This is a genomic window from Actinomadura sp. HBU206391, assembly GCF_014323665.1.
Classification (GTDB): domain Bacteria; phylum Actinomycetota; class Actinomycetes; order Streptosporangiales; family Streptosporangiaceae; genus Actinomadura_C.
In genome coordinates this window covers 119,146-140,613 of the sequence record NZ_JABVEB010000002.1, presented here as the reverse complement: position 1 = coordinate 140,613, position 21,468 = coordinate 119,146, and the positions used below count along the sequence as shown (strand labels likewise).

Here is a 21,468-nt window from a genome sequence, read left to right as displayed (position 1 = left end):
GCTCCTCAGTCCAGACAGCGCCGCGCTCCTCGCGTCCCCTTCCGCGACGGGTAAGGCTCAGGCCTCGGTGATCTGGTTGAGTCTTTCGATGACGGAGACGTACTCCTCCATCAGGTCATAGATCACCTGGGAGGTGGGCCTCACCCGGTTCATCGAGCCGACGATCTGGCCGACAGGGAACGTCGTGAGCTGGCTGCCGCCGGCCCGGTTGATCCGGTGCAGCGCGTCGGAGATGAGCATGAACTGCATCGGCATCGGCAGCGTGCCGGGCGACTTCTCGCTCTCCCACGCGTCGGTCCACGCCGTCTTCAGCATGCGCGCCGGCTTGCCGGTCCAGGACCGGGATCGTACGGTGTCGCGCGACGTGGCGGAGAGCAGCCGGTCCCTCGACGCCGGCGGGGTGTCGGCCTCGTCCACGGTGAGCCAGATCGATCCGGTCCACGCGCCCTCCGCGCCGAGAGCCATCCCGGCCGCGAGCTGGCGGCCACGGCCGATGCCGCCCGCCGCCAGCACGATGGTCTCGGGCCCGACCGCGTCGACGACCTCGGGGATGAGGACCATCGTCGACACGTCGCCGGTGTGGCCGCCCGCCTCGGTGCCCTGCGCGACGATGATGTCGACGCCCACCTCGACCTGCTTACGGGCGTGCCGGGCGTTGCTCGCCAGCCCCGCCACCTTGACCCCGTGCTCGTGGGCCTGGACGACGACGTCGGCCGGCGGCGGGCCCAGCGCGTTGGCCAGCAGCGCGATCGGGTGCCTGAGCGCCACCTCGACCTGCGGGCGCGCGGTGGCGTCGGTCCAGCCGAGCAGGTAGCGGCCCGCGCCCTCTTCGGAGAGCGGCTCGATGCCGTGCTCCTCCAGCAGCTCGTTCACGAACAGCCGGTGCCGCTCGGGGATCATGGCCTGCAGCCTGGCCATGAGGTCCTCTGAGTCGCCGAGGTCGGCGCCCTCGTACTTCGCCGGCATCACCACGTCGACCCCGTACGGCTTGCCGCCGACGTGCTCGTCGATCCACTTGAGTTCGAGCTCGAGTTCCTCGGGCGTGTAGTACAGCGCGCCGAGGACGCCCATGCCGCCGGCACGGCTCACCGCGGCGACCACGTCGCGGCAGTGACTGAACGCGAAGATCGGGTATTCGATGCCGAAGAGTTCCGTTACTCGTGTCCGCACCCCTCGACTCTAAGCGCGCATGGAACGAAACTGCAACAGGTTCTAGTTAGAGTCATGACGGGATATCGAGGAGCAGAGCACCTCCGGGCGAGAACACGTACTAGCAATGCGCCTGCGAGCGGCACGTACCGCTTCAGGGTGTGCGTCGGCCCAGTGCAGCCGGGCCGGCGTCCGTCGGCTCCGAGCCGTCAGGACCTGCGCTCTCAGGGGCGCCGCCTTCGGAAACGGCATCGTCGGCATCGGCACCGTCGGCATCGGCCCTGTCGGAAACGGCACCGTCGGAAACGGCACTACCCGTACCCGTACCGCCGGGCTCGGCGCCGCCGGAGTGAGCAGCGTCCGGGGGCGGGGCGGCCACCCGGCCGCGAAGGGCCTTCGCGGCGCCGCCGAGGCCCGTCGCGGCGCCCGCCAGGACGAGGAGAATCCCCACGCTGAGCGCACCGACCGGGACGTACGCCGTGACGGCGGCGATGACCATCGCGTCGCGGTCGGCGCGAGCCACGAGGCTCTTCTGGTCGGCGGCCACGGTGACCAGCCGCGCGTTCAAAGCGGTGAGCCGGCCGCGCCCGTCCGGCGTCTGCACCGTGGCCCGGATCATCTCGTCGTGCTTGACGGGCGTGCCGGTGCGCGGATCGACCCAGCTGGTGATCGTCGCGGCGTAGGTGCGCTCGGCCTTGACGTTTCCGCTCCTCGGCCCGAGCCCCAGCAGTCGGCCGGAGAAGGAATCGAGCGCGGCCACCTGGGTCGGCCCGATCTCCTGCACGAAGCGATAGGTCCTGAGCCCCTGGATCCGCTCCTCGCCGTCGAACCGGGCCGGCCAGGGACGGCGCGTGGTGACATCGAAGACCTGGTACTCCCGCTTCCGCACGTCCGCCGGCGGAAAGATCGGGCCGAGCCCGGAGAACCGCACCCCGCCGTCACCCGCGACATGTGCTCCGCAGCAGTTCACCAGCTCGGCCGTACGCCGGTCGAAGGCGAGCCGGTAGTCCAGCGCCTCGATCTGCATCTCGCGGTCCACGTCGAAGACCGCCGTCGAGGTGTCCCAAACCGCGAGGTCGCCGTCGACCGCCGCCCCCACGTCGCCACCGACGCTGCTGCGGGCGCTCAGCGTGACGCCCGTGCGCATCTGGAGCGCGGCGGTGTCGAAGTACGCCGCGTCCCGTGCCTCCAGCCGGGTCGTCTGGTAGAAGTTCCGGGGCGCCGCCACGACCTGATCCTGGACGTAGAACCGCATGAGCGGCACGAGCGCCAGGAGGAACGCGCCCACGCCGACCAGCACCAACACCGGTGGTCGCAGCATCGTCACCTCCGGGGTTAGGCTTACCCGGCAATCATTACTGGGCCGTAACCCTACATGGCGTGGTCTGCCGTTCTGGCCCGTGCCGAGCCGTGGAGGTGCCCGCATGACCGCAGAGGCCACGCCGACGCGTGCCGCCGGTTCGTACGGCGACCTTCCCGCGGTGTCGGGCCACCAGGACGCGCTCGACGGCATCCGCGCGGTCGCCGCCTTCACCGTGCTCGTGTTCCACGTGGCCCTCAACGCGGGCACCAACCGCTCGTCCATGCCCGCCGCCTGGTTGTTCAACGGCGGACAGGTCGGCGTGGCGATCTTCTTCACGCTGTCCGGCCTGCTGCTCTACCGTCCATGGGTCAGGGCGGTGCTCGACGGCGGGGCCAGGCCGCGAACGCTGACCTACCTGAGAAGACGCGCCCTCCGCATCCTCCCGGCCTACTGGCTGCTGGTCGCCTGTGTTCTCCTCACCGCCCAGCGGGACCACCTCGTCGACGGGCAGGCCTGGGCCCGGTTGCTCACGCTCACCCAGATCTATGCCCCTCATCCGCTGTGGAGCGGCGGCCTCGGGCCCAGGGAGATGGGCCAGGCGTGGAGCCTCGCGGTCGAGGCGGCGTGGTACGTGTCCCTGCCGCTCACGGCGGTGGTGCTGGCGTGGTTCGCCCGCAGGAGCTACCGGGCGCGTCGCACACGCGGCAGGCGCTCGGCGCACCCTCAACTCGACGGCGGCGGAGACGGCAGGGCGGACGGCAGGGCGGACGGCAGGGCGGACGGCGGAGTCGACGTCGCCGGGCGCGCCAGGCGGCTCCTGTGGGGGCTCGGCTTGTACGCGCTGATCTCGTTCGCCTACACGCTCTTGGTCTTCGTTCCCCGCTACCGTCCGATCGCGGTCTCCTGGCCGCCGCGTTATCTGGCCTGGTTCGCGGCCGGCATGGCGCTCTCGGTGGTGGCGGTCTGGGCTCGCGCCGAGCCCGACGGGCCGGCGGCGCGCTTCTGCCGTACGGTCAGCGAGTGCTGGGTGACCTGCTGGCTCGCGGCCCTCAGCCTCTATGTCATCGCGGCGTCACCGCTCACCGGCCCGCCGGACCTGGCGACTCTCGACGGGGTGTGGACCGCGGAGTTCCACATCCTCGTCTACGGGATGTGCGCGCTGTTCTTCATCGCCCCGGTCGCGCTGGCACCGGCCGCCCATCCGGGGCTGACCGCCGTGCTCGGCAATCGCGTCATGCGCTTCCTCGGCCGGATCTCCTACGGCGTGTTCCTCTGGCAGATGATCCTCATCCTCGGCTGGTACGACACCACCGACCGGCTGTTCCGCGGTGCCTTCCTGCTCGACCTGCCGATCCTCACCGCCGCGACCGTCGTGGCCGCGACGTTGAGCTACTACCTGGTCGAGAAGCCGATTCAGCGGCTCTCCCGGGCCCGGGGCGTTCGCCCATCGGCGAAGGACTCCCGGCCCGCCGGGGTCGCCTGACCGGCCGGCGCTTCCCGGCCGGCCTCTGCTTCCCCGTCGATCGGCGCCTCCCCGTCGATCGGCGCTGCTTCATCCTCCGCGATCGGGCTCGCCGTACGGTCCGACCACAGGGCGATGACGAGCCGGCCCACGATCACAAGCCCAAGGAGCTGGGGGAACACGTCGCCGAGCGGATCCGTGGGAGCCGCCGGGTTCCCGCTGGAGTGCGTCCACGTGCCCACCGCCCACGAGGCCGTTCCGGCCGACATCAGCACGGCCACCGGCCAGGGCGACGCCAGCGTGCGGGCGAGCGGGGGGCGACGCCCACGCGCCGACAACAGGTACGCCGACGCGAACAGCACCGAGGCGCCGGTCGCCACGACCACACCGAGGACGCCCGCCACCCAGAATCCGAGGCCCGCCGCCAGCGGCAGGGCGGCCCAGCGCACCCCTGGGAGCCGCCGGGGCGCCGGTCGCGGCACGGTGCGCGCACCGCCCCGCCCGCAGGCGGCGAGAGCCAGGACGGCCAGCAGTCCGAGGCCGGCGAGGACGGCGGCGCGGTAGACCCGGTCGGGCGGGTAGGTGAGCTCGACCGTGCCCACGGTGCCCGCCGGCACGATCCAGCCCTGTTTCCAGCCGTCCAACCGGACCGGGCGCAGGGCGGTGGTTCCGATCGTGGCCCGCCATCCGGCGTTGTAGTTCTCGTTCACCACCAGGAACGACCGGCGGTCGGCCTCGACGTGCAGTTCACGAGAGTCCTGCGACCAGCGCCGCACTTGCACGCTGCGAGTCCGCACCTTCTCCTCTTGCGCCGTCCATGGCAGGGCGGTTCGGCCCTGCGCGGGCGGCCGCCGCAGTGAGCCGTCCACGTCGAGCACCGCCGACTCGATCCGGTACGAGCCGAACGGAGCCGGCTGCAACCGGTTCTCCCCTGCGACGACCTGCGCGGTCCGGCACGCCTGGTACCGCAGCGGCTGCCCCTCCAGCAGGTCGTCCATCCCGCCGGACACCCGAGTGGGGATCCTGACGCCGTTGACGTCCAGCCATGGACCGAAGCCGCAGGCCAGGTTGAACGGAAGCCGGCCCAGCGGGGGCATCGGCGCCACACCCGGCACCCTGAGGTCGGTGATCTGGAGGGCGAGCTGGCCCGACACGGAGAACTTGAGGGTGAGGCTCTTGGTGATCATCGGGGCGAAGACCAGCCGGCCGTTCCGGTCGAGCAGTCCCTCGCGGGTGTCGCCGTCGTCCCCACGCACCTGAACCCGCAACGCGCCCCGCGCGGCCGGCGGGCGGTCCACAGCGATCCGGTCGACCCTGAGCCGGTGCCCCCAGTTCACCCGGAATCGCGGTGCGAGGTCCTGTTCGCCCGCGATCCAGGTGGTGGCGGGATCGCCGTCGAAGGCCGAGCGCGCGAGGAGCGCGGGGTCCGAGGACAGACTCGAACTGGCCGCGACCCGGACCCGCGCGTTGAGGGACGTGTACCGCTGGATCATCCGCGCGTCGGTCATGGTCGCCAGGCCCGACAGGGCCCCCCGGCCCGGCAGCGTCGCGGTGAAGGAGCGGTCGAAGCCGCCGCCCTCCTCGTCGTGCCGCTGCAGCGTGGGCGCACAGACCCAGCGCTTCGATCCCTTCATGCAGCCCGGCGTGGCACCCGGGCTTCGCGTCATGACGAACGAGGTCGGCGCCGCCTCGGCCGGCGGTGCGGGCAGTGCGTAATGGCGGCCGGCGCGCACCCCGTCGATCGTGAGTTCGGAGATGCCGACGCGAGTGAGCAGCGGGGCGGCGACCGGCGAGGCGAGTCGCAGGATCCGGATCCGGATCCAGCGGGTCTGTCCCGGTGGCACCCGCAGCACCTGTGGGGACGATCTGCTCACGACGGGCTGAACGAGCCTCCCGGCCTCGGTCTCCACCGCGATCCGGCTCGGCGGCGGCCCGAGCACGTTCTGGTTCGACACGAAGGTCGCCGACACCCGTGCCGGAGCGACCGGCCGGTCGAACCGAACGCTGAGCCACTGGCCGATCGGCCCGTTCCAGCCCCCCGTCTCCCAGTACGTCCAGGGATCACCGTCCATGGCGGCGTAGGGGAGCCTGCCAGGGTCGTGCAACTGCGGAATCGCGCCGGCGTCCGCCGCCGACGTCGAGGCCGAGACGGACGCGACGCCGCTCAGGGCCGCCACGGTCGCGTAGCGCTCCCAGCCCGGCGCGACGACGTCGGCGGCGACGCCCCGCTCGGCGGCCGTCAGCGTGGGCGAGGCCTGGTTCAGCTCGCCGAAGTTGCGCTCCACCATCCGCAGCGAGTCGGAGACGACCGGCGTGCCACCGCTGCCCGGTGCGTCGTCGTTGAGCAGTACCTGCCGCCCCTTCAACGCCCCGTCGTCGGCGAGCGCGAGCAGCGACTCCGGCGACCCGTACACCCGGAGCGCGCTGGCGGCGTCGGCAAGCGTCACCGTGCCGCCCCGCGGGGTGACGGCCGCGGCCTCCGCGGGATCGGCGCCGGGGCGGACCTCCTGGTCCTGGGGGGCGACCTCGTACACCTCCAGGGGCGGGTACGGCTGGTCGAACGCGCCGATGGCGTCATCGGAGACCGACCAGCCGACGGGCCGGGCGCCGAACGAGGCGACCTGCCGCAGCCCGGGTGAGCCGTCGAGCGCCTGGTGCAGCCGCGCCGGCCACGCACCCCGGAGGCCCTCACGCCGCAGGTCGTTGCGCACGAGTACGTAGCGGATGCCCATGCGCGACAGGAACTCCGACAACCCCGGGGAGCGCCGTCCCGCGGTCACCTGCCGGTCGATCGCGTCGAGCGCGCGCGTGTACCCGGGCGATCCCACCGGGACGAGCTGCCGGACGGCCCACCGCGACGACATCAGCGGCTGCATGATGTCGTCCATCGGCCGGCCCCACAGGTAGTCCCCGAACGGGCTGCCCGGCACCGCCAGCACGCCCTGCCCGCCGGTCCGTCCGGACAGCCAGCTCGCGGCGTCCCGCCAGTACCCCGGGGTCTCGCGGAAGTCACCGGGACCCGACAGCCCGTTGCTCACCGCCGCCAGGGCGATGCCGGCCAGGGCCGTGAACGCGACGGCCAGCGTGCGAAGCCGGGGCTGCGGTCTGCGCACCGAAGCGATCAGATGTGCCACACCGAGGGCGAGCGGCAGCCGGACCACCGCGTCGAACCTGTGCAGATTCCGCAGGGGCGCCAGCGGCCCGTCCAGGATCTCCCGCGCGGGCGCGGCGAGGGGGCCCTCGATCATGCTGATGTGCCCGGCAGTGATGATCGCCAGCCCGGCCAGGAGCGTCAGCAGCAGGAACGCCCGCTCGGGCAGACCCGCGCGCACCAGCCCGGCCAGGCCGAGCGCCGCCACGACACCCGTGCACAGCACCGGCACGGTGCTGAGCGAGAGCGCATGGCCGACCGGCCACCAGGCCTGCCCGTCGAGAACGAGGTAACCCACCCAGCGCTCGGCGCCGCGCAGCACGGTCACGAGCCCCGTGGGTCCGGTGGTCGTCGCGGCCTTCTCGGTGTAGGTCAGCCACGAGAAGCCGTACTTCGAGGTCAGTACCAGCGGGATCAGCCACCAGCAGGTGGCCATCGCCACCGAGACAGACCAGCCGGCCAGCACGCGCAGGCGCGGCGTGCCGCGCGGTCTCGTCAGCAGGTAGATCACGGGCACGACCAGCACCGCGGCGGTGGCGGTTGCGTTGATCCCGCCGCAGCACGCCACCGCGAGGCCCGAGCGGGCCACCGACTTGACGATCAGTCGACCACGGCCGCCGCGGGCGGGCAGGTCGTGCACGGCGGTGATCAGCGGGAGCACGATCCACGGCGCCATGGCGAACGGCAGATAGTCCGACGAGATCTGGCCGAGGGAGGCCAGCCCGGTCGGGGCGAGGGCGTAGACCATGCCGGCGACGAGACCGCCGACCGGCCCGCCGATGCCGAGGCGGGCGGCCAGGCGGCGAGCACCGAGGAACGCCACGCAAAGGAGCATGGCCAGCCAGAGACGCTGAGTGATCCAGGCGGGCAGACCGGCGAGGTCGCCCAGGACGTAGAACGGCCCCATCGGGAAGAGGTATCCGACGGCCTGGTTCTGCAACTGGCCGAACTGCTCGGGGTCCCAGAGGTGGAGCGCGCGGCCGAGGAAGGCCAGCGGGTTCAGCGGCATGTCGATCTTGGTGTCGGCCAGGATGCGACCGGGCCTCGTCGACGTGGCCAGGCAGGTCAGGGCCAGACAGCAGGCGATGACCCGCAGCCGGTCCCTCACTGCGTTCTCTTGCCTCGCCCCGCTCGGCGGCTCGGGGCGCTTCGAGGCGGCGGCCGCGTACGTGCCCGCGCCTTCGTCGCGGCGGCTCGGGGCGCTCGAAGTCGGCGGCTTCCCTCGTCGCTCCCGAGCGCTCGCTTCTCGCACTCGCTCGCTCCTCAGTCCAGCCACCGCCGCGCCGCGTACATGGCCGCGCCTCCGGCACGGCGGCTCTTCAGCACTTGTTCGATCAATACAGGGTTCCCACGGGAGTGCTGAGTCACCGCGGCTGTTCGTCGGGGCGGCCGAGGAGGCGTTCCAGCGGAGTCGCGGGCCTTACCTCTCGTACGGCCTGGTCTCGCAGCAGGAGGTCGCGGACCGGGCCCTCGACCACCTGCGGTTGGTCGACACCGTACCCGTTCACGACATATGCGCGGTCATCGGCCGTGGACGCGGAGCCGAGCCGGACCGCTGCCGCGATCAGCGCTTCGGCCCGGCTCGCGGTGCGGGCCCAGTCGAACTGCGCGGCCCAGTGGCCGCATGCGGACACCACCTCATGGCGCCGGGCCGGATCGCCGAGTTCCTTGAGCGCCCGTTCGACCACGCCGGCGAGGTCCTCTCCGTCTCGGACGAGCCAGCCCGTGGTGCCCTCGCGCACCGCCTCTCGCAGGCCGTCGACGTCGTAGGCGACGGTCGGCACCCCGAGTGCGGCGGCCTCGACCACCGACAGCCCCCAGCCCTCCCCGCGGGAGGCGCTGAGGTGGAGGTCGGCGCCCGCGAGCAGGGCGAGTTTGGTCTCCTCGGGCACGAAGCCGTGCAGCGTGACGACGTCGGCCAGGCCGAGAGAGGTGATCAGTTCCCTCAGCGCCGGCGCCTCGGGGCCGTCGCCCACGATGTGCACGCGCAGGCCGGGCCACCGAAGCCGCAGCCGGTCGGCCAGGTCGACGACCCGCTCTACCCGCTTGTGCGGCACGAGCCGGCTCACGCACACCAGTTCGGGTGCGTCGCGGCGGATCACGGGCGGGCCCGCGACGGGCACGGAGTGGCCGTTCGGCACCACGTAGGCCGGCACGCTCCAGCGGAGCCGCTCCCGCAACGCCTGGAGGGTGGACAGAGAGACGACGACGCAGGCGTGGCGCCGATAGGTCCAGCGCGCGACCGGGCCCTCGAGAACCCGTCCGATCCAGGCCAGCCAGGCCGGGAAGTACAGACCGAACTGCTGGTCGTGCACGTGATGGATCACGCAGAACACCGGGAGCGCGCGCGGCAGTACCCACGGGGTGAAGAACGGGATGCCGTTCTGACAGTCGATCACCGCGTCGAAGGCGCGGCGCCTGGTCAGCATCCAGAGCAGCACCAGCGGATACACGGTGAAGCGCCCGCCGAGACGGACGAACTCGACGCCTTCGACGTGCTCCCGGCGGCGCTGACCGGGGGCGCGGCACGTCACGTAACGCACTCGGCCGCCGCCGGCGCCGAGCCTGCGGGCGAGCTCCCACGCGTAGCGCTCCGCCCCGCCGGCGGCCGGGTGCCAGGGGTCCCGCCAGTTGACGACCGCCACTCGCAGGCCCGCGGCGCTCGAGGTCATCCGGGGCCTGCCCCCTGAGTCTCGGAGAGCAGGAGCGGTCGCGGCGGGGCGTACGGAGCGTCGAACCGCCGCGCGTTCGCCCGGATGCGGGCGAGGTCGCGCGCGCAGCGGAGGGTGTGGCGGCGGACCGAGAAGGTCGTACCGGGCACGTCGCGCCACACGACCGGCAGGTCGGTGACCTGGCCGCCGTGGCGGATGCAGTGCATGAGCAACTCGACGTCGAACGCGAAGCCCGGGGTGCGCAGATCGGCGACCGCGGCCCTGACCAGCGGACCGGAGAAGAACTTGAAGCCGCACTGGGTGTCCGCCGCGCCTCCGGTCAGGTCGCGGACCAGCCGGTTGAAGATGATGGCGCCCATCCTGCGGAGCGGGCGGCCGTACTCCTCCACCACGGACTCGGGATGGCGGCGGGAGCCCACCACCATCGAGTGTCCCTCGACGAGCAGCCGCAGCACGTCATCGAGAGACTCCAGATCGGTCGCCATGTCGGCGTCGCAGAAGCCGACGTACGGCGCGCTCGTCGCGAGAAGACCCATGCGGACCGCGGCGCCCTTGCCCCGCTCGGCGCAGTGCAACACCCGGACCGGAGCCGAGGTCGCGAAGCCGCGCGCGATCGCCGAGGTCTCGTCCGTGCTGGCATTGTCCACGACCACGACGGCCGCGGAAACGGGCAGGTCACGCAGCTTGTGCAGGAGCAGGGAAAGTCCGCGGGGCAGCCGCCTGGCCTCGTTGTACGCCGGCACCACGATCTCGAGCTGTACGGGATCGCCGGCGAAGGTCACCGTGAGCCGTAGTTGTGGAGCGGCTTGGTGACGGGCTCATTCTGAGAGGCGTTGACGACCTGCACGACGCCGACGGAAGCGAGGGCGGCCAGGACGACTCCGGCCACTGCCGCGATTGCGATCCTCATCGGAAGGTCCTCCTACACGTACGGCGGGGTGGGTGGCCGCCACAGTAGTACGTACTTACTGACGAGTACTAGACATCTGAACCAACAAGGACGATGAACTACCAATCACCCATATCCGGTTACTGCGGGTGGTCATGCTCCCGGGCACGAGGCCCTGTGCGGCCACCACACCGTGTTCGCGTCCCGCCGTCACCGCCGGTAGCGGCTCTTCGTCAGGCCCGCGGGATCCGGAAGAGCGTCACGTCCGGCCGATCCAGGAGCAGCTCCGCGCCGGCCAGCCGGTCTCGCGGCGCGGTCGTCCCCGGCGCGGTGGCGCCGGGAAAAGGGTCGTCCACGAACACGTACCTGACACCGGCCGCCCGCAGCGGGCCGGTGAGTTCGGCGCCCGACCTGATGAGCGGATCCAGTTCGCGCACCCGCGGGTCCTCCGCGGGGATCACCACGGACCCGACGGTCACCGCGTCATTGACGATGACCTCCCGGTGCAGGTAGCGCGGCAGCGGGTCGAGCACCCGCCGCCGGTCGTTCCACCGGTAGCCGCGGTGCGCCGCCCACGGCAGCACGAGCACCTCGCCGGGGGCCCGGTCGGCCTCGATGATCGCGCGGGCGCGCGCCCAGTCCCGCGGGTAGTCGACTGCGTGCAGCCGGCCGCCCGCGCCCCAGGCCAGGGACGGCAGCAGCGCCACGGGCACGAGGACGGCGAGTACGCCCATCGCGCGGCCGGCCAGGTCGCCACGCGTGATCCGGTCGACGCCGAGGCCGAGGCCGACGGCCACGACGACGGCCACGGGCGCCACGTACTGCTGGCCGTCCCGGAACACCGCGAATCCCGGCCAGGCCGCGATCAGTCGCTCGAGCAGCGCCGGCGCCACGGCGCCGAGCGAGGCGACCGCGAACCCCACCACAGCCGCGAGGCCCAGCCCCTTCGTCCACCGGTGCCCGGGCCCGGCCGACCGGCGCCCCAGCGCGTAGACCACCAGCGCCACCGCCACCACGGCCAGCCAGGCCGTGGCGGTGAGCGCCATGCCGTAGCCGGTGGGCACGGTCTCGCGGTTCCACCCGCCGCCGAGCAGCAGCAGGCTGCCGAGCGTCCCGAACGGCGTGTCCGCGCGGGCCGCGAAGGCCTCGACCGCGGCCCTGTCGGCGGGCAGACCCGACGGACGCAGCAGGCCGGTGATCAACCATGGTGAGCTGAGCACCACGACCGCGACGGCGGTCCGCCCGAACGCGCGGGCTCTGGCGGAGGTGGCGGTGACCGCGACGATCACGGCGGTGAGACCGGACACGGCCATCGCGGCGAACCCGCCCACCGCGGCGGGCAGCAGAGCGCGCGCCAGCCGCCATCCCCCGCCCCGCTCGGTGACGACGCAGGCGGCGCCGACCACCCACGGCAGCGCGGCATAGCCGAGCAGCAGTGCCCAGTGGCCCAGCAGCAACCGCTCCGCCACGAACGGGTTCCAGGCGTAACAGACCCCCGCCGCGAGCCGGGCCGGCAACCGCTCCGAGGGCACCAGAGCGGCGGCCGAGGTGCAGGCCATGACGAACACCGCGAGGAGCACGAGCTTCTGTACGAGGTCGCCCGGGATCAGGGTGGAGAGCGCGGTGACGAACGCGTCGCTCGGCACGTGCCTGGGCACCGTGCCGGTGAGTCCGAAGGTGAACCTGCTGAACACCGGGTCGGGCACGAACACCATGTCGTACGACAGCACGAAGCCGCCTGCGAGCCCCGGCCCCAGGGCGAGCACGCCCAGCCCGAGGCCCGTGAGAGCGGCGGCCCATAGCCGTGTCCGTTCAGTGGCGAAGAGTCGCGTCCGTCCGCTCATTAGGGAAAAGAGGCTATCCAACGACGGCCCGGGCGGCGTCCGGAGTCGGCCACGGCGGCCGCTCGGACCGGCTTTTCGGAAACCGATAGATCACAGGTTCATTTCTTGGGCTTGCGCATCGCGCGAGGTCGGTGTGATATACACCGCATCCGACACTACTCACTAGTACAAACCAATCGGGCATCGACGGACAAAGTCCCGCGCGCTGCCCGGTGGACCCACCCCACGGCCTCGGCCGTTGCCAGGAGGTAGACAAATGCGCCGAACCCTCGGTTGGGTCGCGCTCGTGCTTGGGTTCTCGCTCATCGCACTCGCCCCGCTGCAGCGCTTCTACGTGGCCGAGCAGCTCATCGGCGTACCGAAGGACACCTACCAGAAGTCGACCCTCGAAGCGGCGGGGGCGTCCTACTTCGACGCGGACACCGCGCAGATGCGCACCGGTGCCACGCTCGTCGCCACGAACACCACCGCCGGTAACGCCAAGGCGAGCACCGACGACGTCACCGTGCTCGACTCGTTCACCGTGCTCGAGGACCTGAGCACCGGCAAGCAGGTGGAGGTTCAGGTCCAGAAGGCGGCCCTGAACCGCAAGACCTCCGAGCTCACCAACTGCTGCGGCGCGGGCATCGGCTCGCAGACCGGCTTCGACAGCTCGGTGCGCCAGTCGGGACTCGGGATCTCCTGGCCGATCGCGGACGTCGAGAAGAAGAGCTACCAGTTCTTCGACACCACGACGAAGCGGACCTGGCCGATGAACTTCGAGGGTGAGGAGAAGATCCAGGGCCTCGACACCTACAAGTTCGTCATGCACGTCGGCCCCACCGCGATCGCCAAGATCGACGGTTTCTCCGGGCAGTTGCTCGGCCTGGACGCGAAGCAGAACTACCCGGTCGACCGCGTCTACGAGGCGAACGTGTCGATGTGGGTGGATCCGCGCACCGGCGCACCCGTCAACCGTGAGCAGCAGGTCACGACGACCCTGCGCACCAGCGACGGCACCGGCAGCATGACGGCGGCCAGCTTCAACCTCAAGATGACCCCGGACAGCCAGAAGGCACTGGTCAAGACCGCCGACGAGAGCGCGCAACTGATCTCGATGCTCAGGACGATCACCCCGGTGGCGTCCTTGCTCATCGGCGCGGCGCTGGCGGCCGCGGGCATCTTCCTGATCCGCCGCTCCCCCGGCCGTGGGAGGGATGCCGCTCCCGACGCGTGAGCCGGGCCCTCGAAAACGGACGCGTGAGCCGGGCCCCCGAGCCCGGTCGTCAGCGCCCTCCTCCGTCCACCCGGCCTGCCCCGGGACCCCGCTCCCCCGCGCTCAGCGCGGGTCGGGGTCCCGCGGCAGGCCGAGGATGCGTTCGCCGATGACGTTGAGATTGACCTCGGTGGTGCCACCGCCGATCGTCATCGCCCGCGAGGCCAGCAGGTAGCGCGTCCATCGGCGCCGGAGGCCGGTGTCCCAGCCGCCGGTCAGCGCCCCCTCGGCCCCGAGCAGCGTGAAGCCGAACTCGGTGACGTCCTGGCCGTGCTCCATGGCCACCAGCTTGCGCACGTTGGCCGTCGCACCGGGATCGGTGCCGGACAGCTGCTTCAGCGTCGCCCGCAGGCCGAGCAGCCGGAACGCGTGTTGGTCGCACGCCAGCGCGCCCAGCCGGTCCCGTACCAGCGGGTCATCGGCCAGCCCGAGCGAGTCCACCAGCTCCACCAGCGCGGGCACATCGCCACCGAGCTGGAACGACGACGTCAGGCCGACGCGCTCGTTGGCGAGGGTCGTGCGCGCGACCCGCCAGCCCTGGTCGACCGGGCCGACGACCAGATCGTCGGCCACGAAGACGCCGTCGAGGAAGACCTCGTTGAAGACCGCGTCTCCGGTGCACTCCCGCAGGGGACGGATGTCGATGCCCTCAGCCGCCATGTCCACGAGGAAATACGTGATGCCCTGGTGCTTCGGCGCAGCGGGGTCGGTCCGGGCGATGCAGATGCCCCATTGCGCGTCGCGCGCCAACGAGGTCCAGATCTTCTGCCCGGTGACCCGCCAGCCGCCCTCCACTCGCTCCGCCCGGGTCGACAGCCCCGCCAGGTCCGAGCCCGCCCCCGGTTCGCTGAACAGCTGACACCAGACGATCTCACCGCGCAGCGTCGCCGCCAGGAACCGTTCCTGCTGGGCGGGGGTGCCGTACTGCACCAGGGACGGCACCACCCAGGCCCCGATCATGAGCGGCACCGGACTCACCTTCGCGCGCCGCATCTCCTGCTGGATGACGACCTGTTCCACCGGCCCCGCCGCCCGTCCCCACGGCCTCGGTAGATGCGGGGTCACCCAGCCGCCGGCCGCCATCGCCGCGCGCTGTGACGGCTGGTCCATCGCGGCGAGCCCGGCGACGCTCTCGCGGATCTCCTCCCGGAGCGGCTCGGCGTCCGCCGCCAGTTCCACGTCCATCGGCCGCCGCACCCCGGCGAGCACCCGGTCGGCGACCGCCGCGCGGTGTCCGGCGCTTCGGCCGGCCAGCGCCCGCAAGGTGAGCGCCCGCCGGTAGTACAGGTGGGCGTCGTGTTCCCAGGTGTACCCGATGCCTCCGTGCACCTGGATGTTGTCCTCGGCGCAGGCGACGGCCACGTCCGGCGCCAGGGCGCCGGCGACCGCGACGGCGTACGCGCGCTGGTCCGGATCGGCGCCGGTCGCCCGCGCGGCGTCCCAGACGGCGGCCCGCGCCCGTTCCAGCTCGACCAGCATCCGCGCGCACTTGTGCTTGACGCCCTGGAACTGCCCGATCGGCCGGCCGAACTGCTCGCGCACGCGGGCGTACGACACCGCGGTGTCCACCGCCCAGCCCGCCACGCCGCACGCCTCGGCGCCGAACAGGACCGCGGCCAGGCCACGCGGATCGACCGAGCCGGGCAGTACCCGCCCCGCCCGGACGGTGACGCCGTCGACGGTCACCCGGTGCACGCGCCGGGTGAGGTCGAGGCCGTCCAGGGCCTCGACGGAGGCGTCGGCCGCGTCGACGACCACCCACCGCTCCACCGCGTCCCCGTCCGCGGCCTCGCCGGCGACCCGGACCGGCAGCACGAGCAGGTCCGCGAGGCCGGCGCCGAGCACAGGCTCGAGTGCGCCGCCGACGGTGAGCCCGCCGTCGCCGAGATCGCCGGCCGGTGCTCCCGTGGGCGCTCCGGCCAATGTTCCGGTCAGCGCCACGGCGGCGGTACGGGAGCCGTCCGCGAGTCCGGGAAGCAGGTCATGGGCCGCACCGGAGCCGCTGATGACCGCGCTCGCGAGCACGGTCGGCAGGTACGGCCCCGGAGCGTTCGCCCGGCCCAGTTCCTCGAGCGCCACCGCCAGCTCGGCCAGGCCGAAACCCTGCCCTCCGCAGCTCTCCGGCAGGTGCAGACCGAGCAGGCCCTGCTCGGCCAGCACCGGCCAGAACGCCGGCCGTACATGCTCCGTCGCGTCGACCGCGGCACGTACGGACTGGGCGGTCACGTACCGCTCGGCGAAGCCGCGCACCGACGCCGCCAGCGCCTCGTGCTCCTCGGACAGCCCGATCGCCATGGCTCACCTCATTCATCCGGAGGGCCACAGCCTATAGAACGTTATTCGGTTTATCGGGGCCCGTCGGCCGGACTCGAACCGGGACGGCGGATCAGCGGGCCAGGTGGAGGTTACTCAGGAAGTAGCTGACGTCGGCCCAGAGCTTGCGGTGGGTGCTCGGGATCCCGATGAACAGCACCGCCGGGGCCTTGCCGCCGGTGTCGATGACGGCGGTGACCAGGAGCTCGCCCGTCGCCTTCACACCCGGTCGCTGGTATCGCAGGTAGGAGCTGATCAACCAGCCCTTGCGCCCGTCCACCGTGAGCGCCTGCGAGGCGTAGGGCTGGGTCTTGTGCGGGAAGCCGTAGAAGCGCGTCTCGATGCTGTGGGCGAAGGCGACGGCCGCGGCCTTCTCGGTGCCCGTCCCGCCGTACATGCTGAGCTCGGCCGGGTTGAGGGTCCCGCTGAGCAGCTGCCCGTACCAGAGCCGGGTGCCGCGCTGCTCGGTCACCACGATCTGCTGCCCCGACCAGCCGAGCTGGCCGAGCTTGTTCTGTTTCGTGGGCAGTTGCCAGGGCGGACCGAACCTCGGGTACGACAGGCCGGCGCGAGTGTCGGTGAACCGGCCGATGACGTTGCTGCGGGTGCCCGGGAACGGCCTGAGCGCCTTGTCGGCGGGCGTCGGCAGGGGATTCTGCTTCTGGTCACCCGCGGCGGGCCGGCCGGGGCTGGTCGTGCGCTCGGCGGGCTCGGCGCCCGAGTCGCCCCCGGACTTGAGGACGTAGACCACCGCGGACGCGATCAGCGCGACGACGAGCAGCCCCACGCCGGCGAACAGCGCGACCCGGGACCCCGCGCCCGAGTCCTCGGCCTTGTCCGCACCTCTGTTCTTGTGCCGGGTCTTGTCCTTGGCCCTGCTCCTGGGCTTGGTCCCGAAGTCGTCCTCGTCGGAGGGGCCCCCGGCCCCGCCCCCGTTCTCCTCCCGCATCCAGTCGGGAATGCGCAGGTTCCCGCTGCTGGGCGTGCCGGGCTTCGGCGGGGTGCTCGGCCCCGACAGCGACACCGGCGCGTAGCGCCCATCACCAGGCTCGGAGTCGGCGGTGCCGTCGAACAGCGACCCCTCCCAGCCGCCCGCCGGCGGCGCGGAGAACTCCATCCGAGCCGCGGCCCTGTCGGCCTCCTCACGGTCGTCGTCCGGTGTCCCGGGCGCGCCGAATTCCGGTCCGGATTCGGGTGCCGCGTAGTCCGCCGGCCCATATTCAGAAGGCCCGTACTCGGACGGCCCGTAGCCCGGCCCGTAGCCGGATGGGCCGTAGTCCGAAGCCGTGCGCTCGGTGCGGTCCGTGGCCTGGTAATCGGAGGCCGGGTAATCCGACCCCGCGTAGTCCGACCCCAGGTAGTCCGACCCGGTGTAGTCCGATGACGTGTACTCCGACGCGGTGCGGTCGGTGCCGGCGTACTGGGCGCCCGCGTCGTCAGAGCCTGAGCGGCCCGTGTCGGTGTAGTCCGTGGCCGGCGCATCCGTGCCGCCGTAGGGCTTGGCGTCGTAACCCGTGCCCGTGTGACCCGTGGCCGGGTAGTCCATGCCCAGTTCGTCCGTGCCGAAGTAGTCCGATGCCCTGGGCGGTCTCGGCATCCGCTCCGGCAGCGCGGGCGCCGCGCCCTCGGCAAAGGGCTCGTCCTCCGCCGCAGGGACCTGAGCCTCAGGGAACACCAGCCGTCCCGGCGGTGGCTCATCCTCCGGCTCGAACCCGGCCGACGTGAAGGTCGCCTGCTGCGGGCCTGTCGGCCAGGCCTCCGCCTGGCCGCTCTCGGCCTCGTCGGTCTGGCCCTGGTCGGTCTGGCCCTGGCCGGTATCGGCCAGCTCGGCCTCGGTCGAGTCGGACCAGACCGGGGCCGGTCCGTACTCGTCCACCGGATCCACAGCCGGTATCGGACCCGTCGCATCATCGGCGGGATTGAAGGCATTGGTGTCGTCGCTCTGCGCGTTCCAGCGCTTCGCGAGATCCCCCTGATCGGACATGCGGGACAGGCTACGCGAAGATCAACATTCTCGCTCGGAGCCTGAAATCACGCTCGGGACACAGCTCGTCATCGGCTCGGTCCGGTGCCGGGGAGACCGCTGGTAGGGAGGCCCGGCACACCCGGAGCGGACAGCCCGACATTCGCCGGCGCGAGTCGTTCCCTCGCGAGGAGCGTGCCGCCCGCGACCGCGCCGGGCATCGCGAACACGGCGCCCAGCGGAATGAGGAACAGCACCACCGTCGCCGCGCCGAACCCGACCACGAGCAGCCAGTTCCGCCTGAGCAGGGCGAACCGATCCTTTCGGCGCAGGCCACGGCGCTCCAAGGCGATGGCGGTCAGCTCGCCGGCCAGGAAGAAGCCGGTGACGCAGGCCGCGGCCACCGGCACCACCGTCTGACCGATGACCGGCACGAAACCGAGCACGAAGAAGACCACGCCGAAACCGATGGCCATGAGCCCGATGACGATCGCATCGCGCACGCCGCGAAGAATCTGGACGTGGAGCGGCACGTCCGGCTCTGGCGGGGCACCGCCCTGCGACTCCTCGACCCGGACGGCGATGCTCTCGTAGAAGGGCTCACCGATCAGCAGGGTGACCGCTGTGAACAAGATCACTGAAAGGAACGCCCCGGTCCCGAAGATCGCGAGTGCCGTGATGACCCGCAGGGCCGACCGCGAGCCCGACGACCAGCCGTCGGCGAACGGAGTGATCCATTCCGCCAGGTCGCCGGCGTAGATCCCCAGGAAGACCAGCCCAGTACCGAACAGCGCCAGCGCGATGAACGCCGGGATTAGTCCGAACAGATACTGTTTGGGGCGTTTCGCGACCCAGGCCAGTCCTCGTCCGAGGTAGCCCACGCCCGTGAACAGATCCCCAGGTCGCTGCCGCCGCCGCGGCTGTGGCTCATACACAGGGGCAGCGTACTGTGATCTCCCGCCAGCGGAAATCGCGAACTCGAACCCTGCACAAGCGCGTACTCGAACCCCTGCAAGAGCGCGAGGCGCGAGGCGCGGGGGTGTGGGGGCAGAGCCCCCACAGCGGGCGGCTCCGGGGGGTCGTCCCCCCGGGAAAACACAGCGGGCCCCGGCGAAGGCGCGCGCAGCGCGCCGAGCCGTGATCGGCACCCGCTCCGCGGTCCACATCACCACTGCTGGCGATGATGGGATCGCCCTGCGCAGCGTCGATGTCGGCGGTCTGGTCGACATCACCGCCATCTTCGCCCCGGACGTCAGGACAACGCCGTTCTTGACGCCGCTCACACAGGCCATAGCGCATCACAGCCTGCGCCACGGCCTTTCTGCAAAGCGCACCGAAGATGACTACCTCCGGGTGCTTGTGAAAGAGGTACGACCCGGCGCGGAAAACGACGTCGAGAAGGCACTCCGCGTCGACATAGATTCCCGACTCGAAGCTGATTCCGATGGTGCCGGGTTCACCGGGGTCACGCCCCGTCGCAGCCCTCGGCCAGGCCCCCTACCTCGTCGAATAACAAGGCCGGGCGCTGGAGAACGTCCGACCACGGCCGCCCGGCTTGAAGCCGACAAGCTGTCAGCCGGATAGCGCGAACCCCTCACTATGCTCGACCGATCGATGACGCCCGAGCACGAGCATGCATGCAGTGCCTGCCACCGACTGTCCCGAAGGACGTCAGAGGGGTCTGTACGGTCATTCGGACAGTCCCGTCACGCGTCGTCGGATCGCCGACCTACCCACGTGCCCAGCCCGTTGCGAACGGAGTATCCCCAGCCGATCAGGCCGGCCGCGCCCACGACCATCAAGAAGCCCGCGACAAGGCGTGCCTCCAAGGTTGAGCCCACCCAATTCTCCGGGCCGTCGAGAACGGAGGCGTACCCTGGGTCGACCATGACGATCAGAGCTCCGAACAGGATCGTCGCGGGCAGAGTCCACGCCATGGCGGCGCAGAGTCGCACCGCCCACCCGTTGAAGGCGAGCCCGAAGAGCAGCAGGGGCACGCCGAGACCGAGCCACAGCACGGTGGGGCGCCAGTCACCATAGACCTCTCCGAACACCGCCCTGCCGATGATGACAGCGCCGAACACCATCAGAGCCCACCCGATGACGCCCATGCAGCCATCAGGCTGCTCGGCCTCCTCCGCGGCCCTTTGGCCCTCCTGCCGCCTCGCTCGCCCGTCCTGCTCACTCATGTATCGCATTATTTCGCCTCAATGGCCGTCATGGTTGCTGAACGAACCACCTGCCGTGCTCTGGGTAACCACAGCCGCTCTCCGCAAGACCGTACGGTTTTGTTCATGGGGCGCTGATCGCCCTCAATGGAGGGAAAAGGCCGCCGGATCGTCGATCCGGCGGCGGACGAGGCGGACGGTCCGGATGAAGCTGATCCGGTCGGGGTCTTCGTCGGCTTCGTCGGCGGCCCGGCACATCAGCTCACGGATCGCGTAGTGGGTCAGCAGGACGCCCGACATCTCCTGTTCAACCAGGTCAGAGCTCCGGGAGCGGAGGATCCCGCCGCCGCCGCGTAGGTGGGTTTCGATCTCGTCCAGTCCCGACTCGTGCTCCCAGCGCTGGTAGTAAGCGAAGGCGACCTCGGCCGCATCACCCGTATCGATGCTGATGCGTATGGCTGGGTGACGACGTACACGTTCCGGAGAACGGTTGCGACCCGGCTCGACGAGGCCGGCCTGAGTGCCCGCGCAATCGCCGACCACCTTGGGCACGCCAAGCCGTAGGTGACACAGGACGTGTACATGGGCGGCGGTGTGGCGTCCGCCCAGGCGGCCGAGATTCTCGGCAGGCGGGACTCCTAAAGTGGGCGTAAAGTGGGCGCACAGCCAAGAAGCCGCCAGCCAGATGGGCTCTGGCCAGCGGCTTCTAGATGGGTGGAGGTGGCGGGAATCGAACCCGCGTCCTTCGGTAGTGATACAGGGCTTCTCCGGGTGCAGCCTGTTAATCGTTTTCTCAGCCCCGGCGCTCACACAGGCAAGTCACCGACAGGCTCAGTCGCTGTTGGGTTTCCCTACCGGTCCCGCGACCGGATCGGCAGGTTGAGTCTCCTTACGATGCCAGATCCCGGGCCGGAGACACTCCCGGGCTGACAGAGTCGCTACTCGCCTCAGGCGGCGAGGGCGAACTCAGTGCGCTTAGAGTTGGCACTTGTTGGTTTGCGACAACAGGATTAACGAGGTCGTCATCGCAACCCTCGACCCGCTTCACCTGACTCGACCACCGAAGTCGAAGCCAGTCACCCCCATGTTGAGTTGTCAACCGGACGCCGAGACGCCCGTATTTCCTCACCGTACATGGTCAACGCACGGGGCGCCAACGAGATTCCCGGCAGGCCGACACGCCGCCAAGGCCTCTGATCGAGACCACGCGGAGGAGGGGACCGGAGGCGGCAGTGATCACGCCTTCGCACGTGAGAGCCCCGGGGGCGCGAAACAGTGTCGCACCCCCGGGGCCGACCG

The 21,468-nt window shown here is 71.2% G+C and carries 15 protein-coding genes and 1 other RNA gene; 3 read left to right on the top strand and 13 right to left on the bottom strand.

Annotated elements, in window-relative coordinates:
- Positions 1-57: 57 nt before the first annotated feature.
- Positions 58-1,170 (bottom strand): nitronate monooxygenase, encoded by a 1,113-nt coding sequence (locus tag HKK72_RS02755; RefSeq protein ID WP_187232595.1) that lies wholly within the window; start codon positions 1,168-1,170, stop codon positions 58-60.
- Positions 1,171-1,303: 133 nt separating this feature from the next.
- Complete coding sequence (locus tag HKK72_RS02750; RefSeq protein WP_187232594.1) at positions 1,304-2,470, bottom strand: DUF3068 domain-containing protein; 1,167 nt, start codon at positions 2,468-2,470, stop codon at positions 1,304-1,306.
- 103 nt (positions 2,471-2,573) lie between these two features.
- Here HKK72_RS02750 and HKK72_RS02745 point away from each other — a divergent pair, with 103 nt between their 5' ends.
- Positions 2,574-3,935 carry an acyltransferase family protein gene (locus HKK72_RS02745; RefSeq protein ID WP_187232593.1) on the top strand — a complete coding sequence of 454 codons (1,362 nt, stop codon included), beginning with the start codon at positions 2,574-2,576 and terminating at the stop codon, positions 3,933-3,935.
- Here HKK72_RS02745 and HKK72_RS02740 read toward each other — a convergent pair.
- The 5 genes from HKK72_RS02740 to HKK72_RS02725 form a co-directional block, all read right to left on the bottom strand.
- Positions 3,866-8,317 carry an alpha-(1->3)-arabinofuranosyltransferase family protein gene (locus tag HKK72_RS02740; protein ID WP_187232592.1) on the bottom strand — a complete coding sequence of 1,484 codons (4,452 nt, stop codon included), beginning with the start codon at positions 8,315-8,317 and terminating at the stop codon, positions 3,866-3,868. The two genes, HKK72_RS02745 and HKK72_RS02740, sit on opposite strands and share 70 nt — an antisense overlap.
- Before the next feature lie 112 nt (positions 8,318-8,429).
- Positions 8,430-9,737: a glycosyltransferase family 4 protein gene (locus HKK72_RS02735; RefSeq protein ID WP_187232591.1), complete on the bottom strand. Its 1,308-nt coding sequence runs from the start codon at positions 9,735-9,737 to the stop codon at positions 8,430-8,432.
- Positions 9,734-10,519 carry a glycosyltransferase gene (locus HKK72_RS02730; protein WP_187232590.1) on the bottom strand — a complete coding sequence of 262 codons (786 nt, stop codon included), beginning with the start codon at positions 10,517-10,519 and terminating at the stop codon, positions 9,734-9,736. Before HKK72_RS02730 ends, HKK72_RS02735 begins: the two co-directional genes overlap by 4 nt.
- Positions 10,516-10,647, bottom strand: a complete 132-nt coding sequence (locus HKK72_RS40535) for a hypothetical protein (protein WP_261986475.1) — start codon at positions 10,645-10,647, stop codon at positions 10,516-10,518. Before HKK72_RS40535 ends, HKK72_RS02730 begins: the two co-directional genes overlap by 4 nt.
- Before the next feature lie 212 nt (positions 10,648-10,859).
- On the bottom strand, positions 10,860-12,470 hold the full coding sequence (locus HKK72_RS02725) for a hypothetical protein (RefSeq protein ID WP_187232589.1): 1,611 nt from the start codon (positions 12,468-12,470) through the stop codon (positions 10,860-10,862).
- Between the two features lie 256 nt (positions 12,471-12,726).
- Here HKK72_RS02725 and HKK72_RS02720 point away from each other — a divergent pair, with 256 nt between their 5' ends.
- Positions 12,727-13,686, top strand: a complete 960-nt coding sequence (locus tag HKK72_RS02720) for a DUF3068 domain-containing protein (RefSeq protein WP_187232588.1) — start codon at positions 12,727-12,729, stop codon at positions 13,684-13,686.
- Positions 13,687-13,788: 102 nt separating this feature from the next.
- On the opposite strand, the gene HKK72_RS02715 is transcribed toward HKK72_RS02720, so the two are convergent.
- From HKK72_RS02715 to HKK72_RS02705, 3 genes are all read right to left on the bottom strand, one after another.
- Positions 13,789-16,020, bottom strand: coding sequence for an acyl-CoA dehydrogenase (locus tag HKK72_RS02715; RefSeq protein ID WP_187232587.1), 2,232 nt, complete (start codon positions 16,018-16,020; stop codon positions 13,789-13,791).
- Between the two features lie 91 nt (positions 16,021-16,111).
- The gene (locus HKK72_RS02710; protein WP_187232586.1) at positions 16,112-18,022 is read right to left on the bottom strand and encodes a hypothetical protein; all 1,911 of its coding nucleotides are present in this window, start codon (positions 18,020-18,022) and stop codon (positions 16,112-16,114) included.
- 68 nt (positions 18,023-18,090) lie between these two features.
- Complete coding sequence (locus tag HKK72_RS02705; RefSeq protein WP_315987039.1) at positions 18,091-18,936, bottom strand: EI24 domain-containing protein; 846 nt, start codon at positions 18,934-18,936, stop codon at positions 18,091-18,093.
- Between the two features lie 202 nt (positions 18,937-19,138).
- On the opposite strand from HKK72_RS02705, the gene HKK72_RS02700 reads away from it, so the two are divergent.
- Positions 19,139-19,585: a hypothetical protein gene (locus HKK72_RS02700; protein WP_187232633.1), complete on the top strand. Its 447-nt coding sequence runs from the start codon at positions 19,139-19,141 to the stop codon at positions 19,583-19,585.
- Between the two features lie 122 nt (positions 19,586-19,707).
- Here HKK72_RS02700 and HKK72_RS02695 read toward each other — a convergent pair whose 3' ends face one another.
- The 3 genes from HKK72_RS02695 to ssrA all read right to left on the bottom strand — a co-directional run bounded on the left by HKK72_RS02695 (position 19,708) and on the right by ssrA (position 21,253).
- On the bottom strand, positions 19,708-20,190 hold the full coding sequence (locus HKK72_RS02695; RefSeq protein WP_187232585.1) for a hypothetical protein: 483 nt from the start codon (positions 20,188-20,190) through the stop codon (positions 19,708-19,710).
- A gap of 123 nt (positions 20,191-20,313) precedes the next feature.
- The gene (locus HKK72_RS02690; RefSeq protein WP_187232584.1) at positions 20,314-20,721 is read right to left on the bottom strand and encodes a hypothetical protein; all 408 of its coding nucleotides are present in this window, start codon (positions 20,719-20,721) and stop codon (positions 20,314-20,316) included.
- Between the two features lie 160 nt (positions 20,722-20,881).
- Positions 20,882-21,253, bottom strand: a transfer-messenger RNA (tmRNA) gene (gene ssrA, locus HKK72_RS02685).
- Between the last annotated feature and the right edge of the window lie 215 nt (positions 21,254-21,468).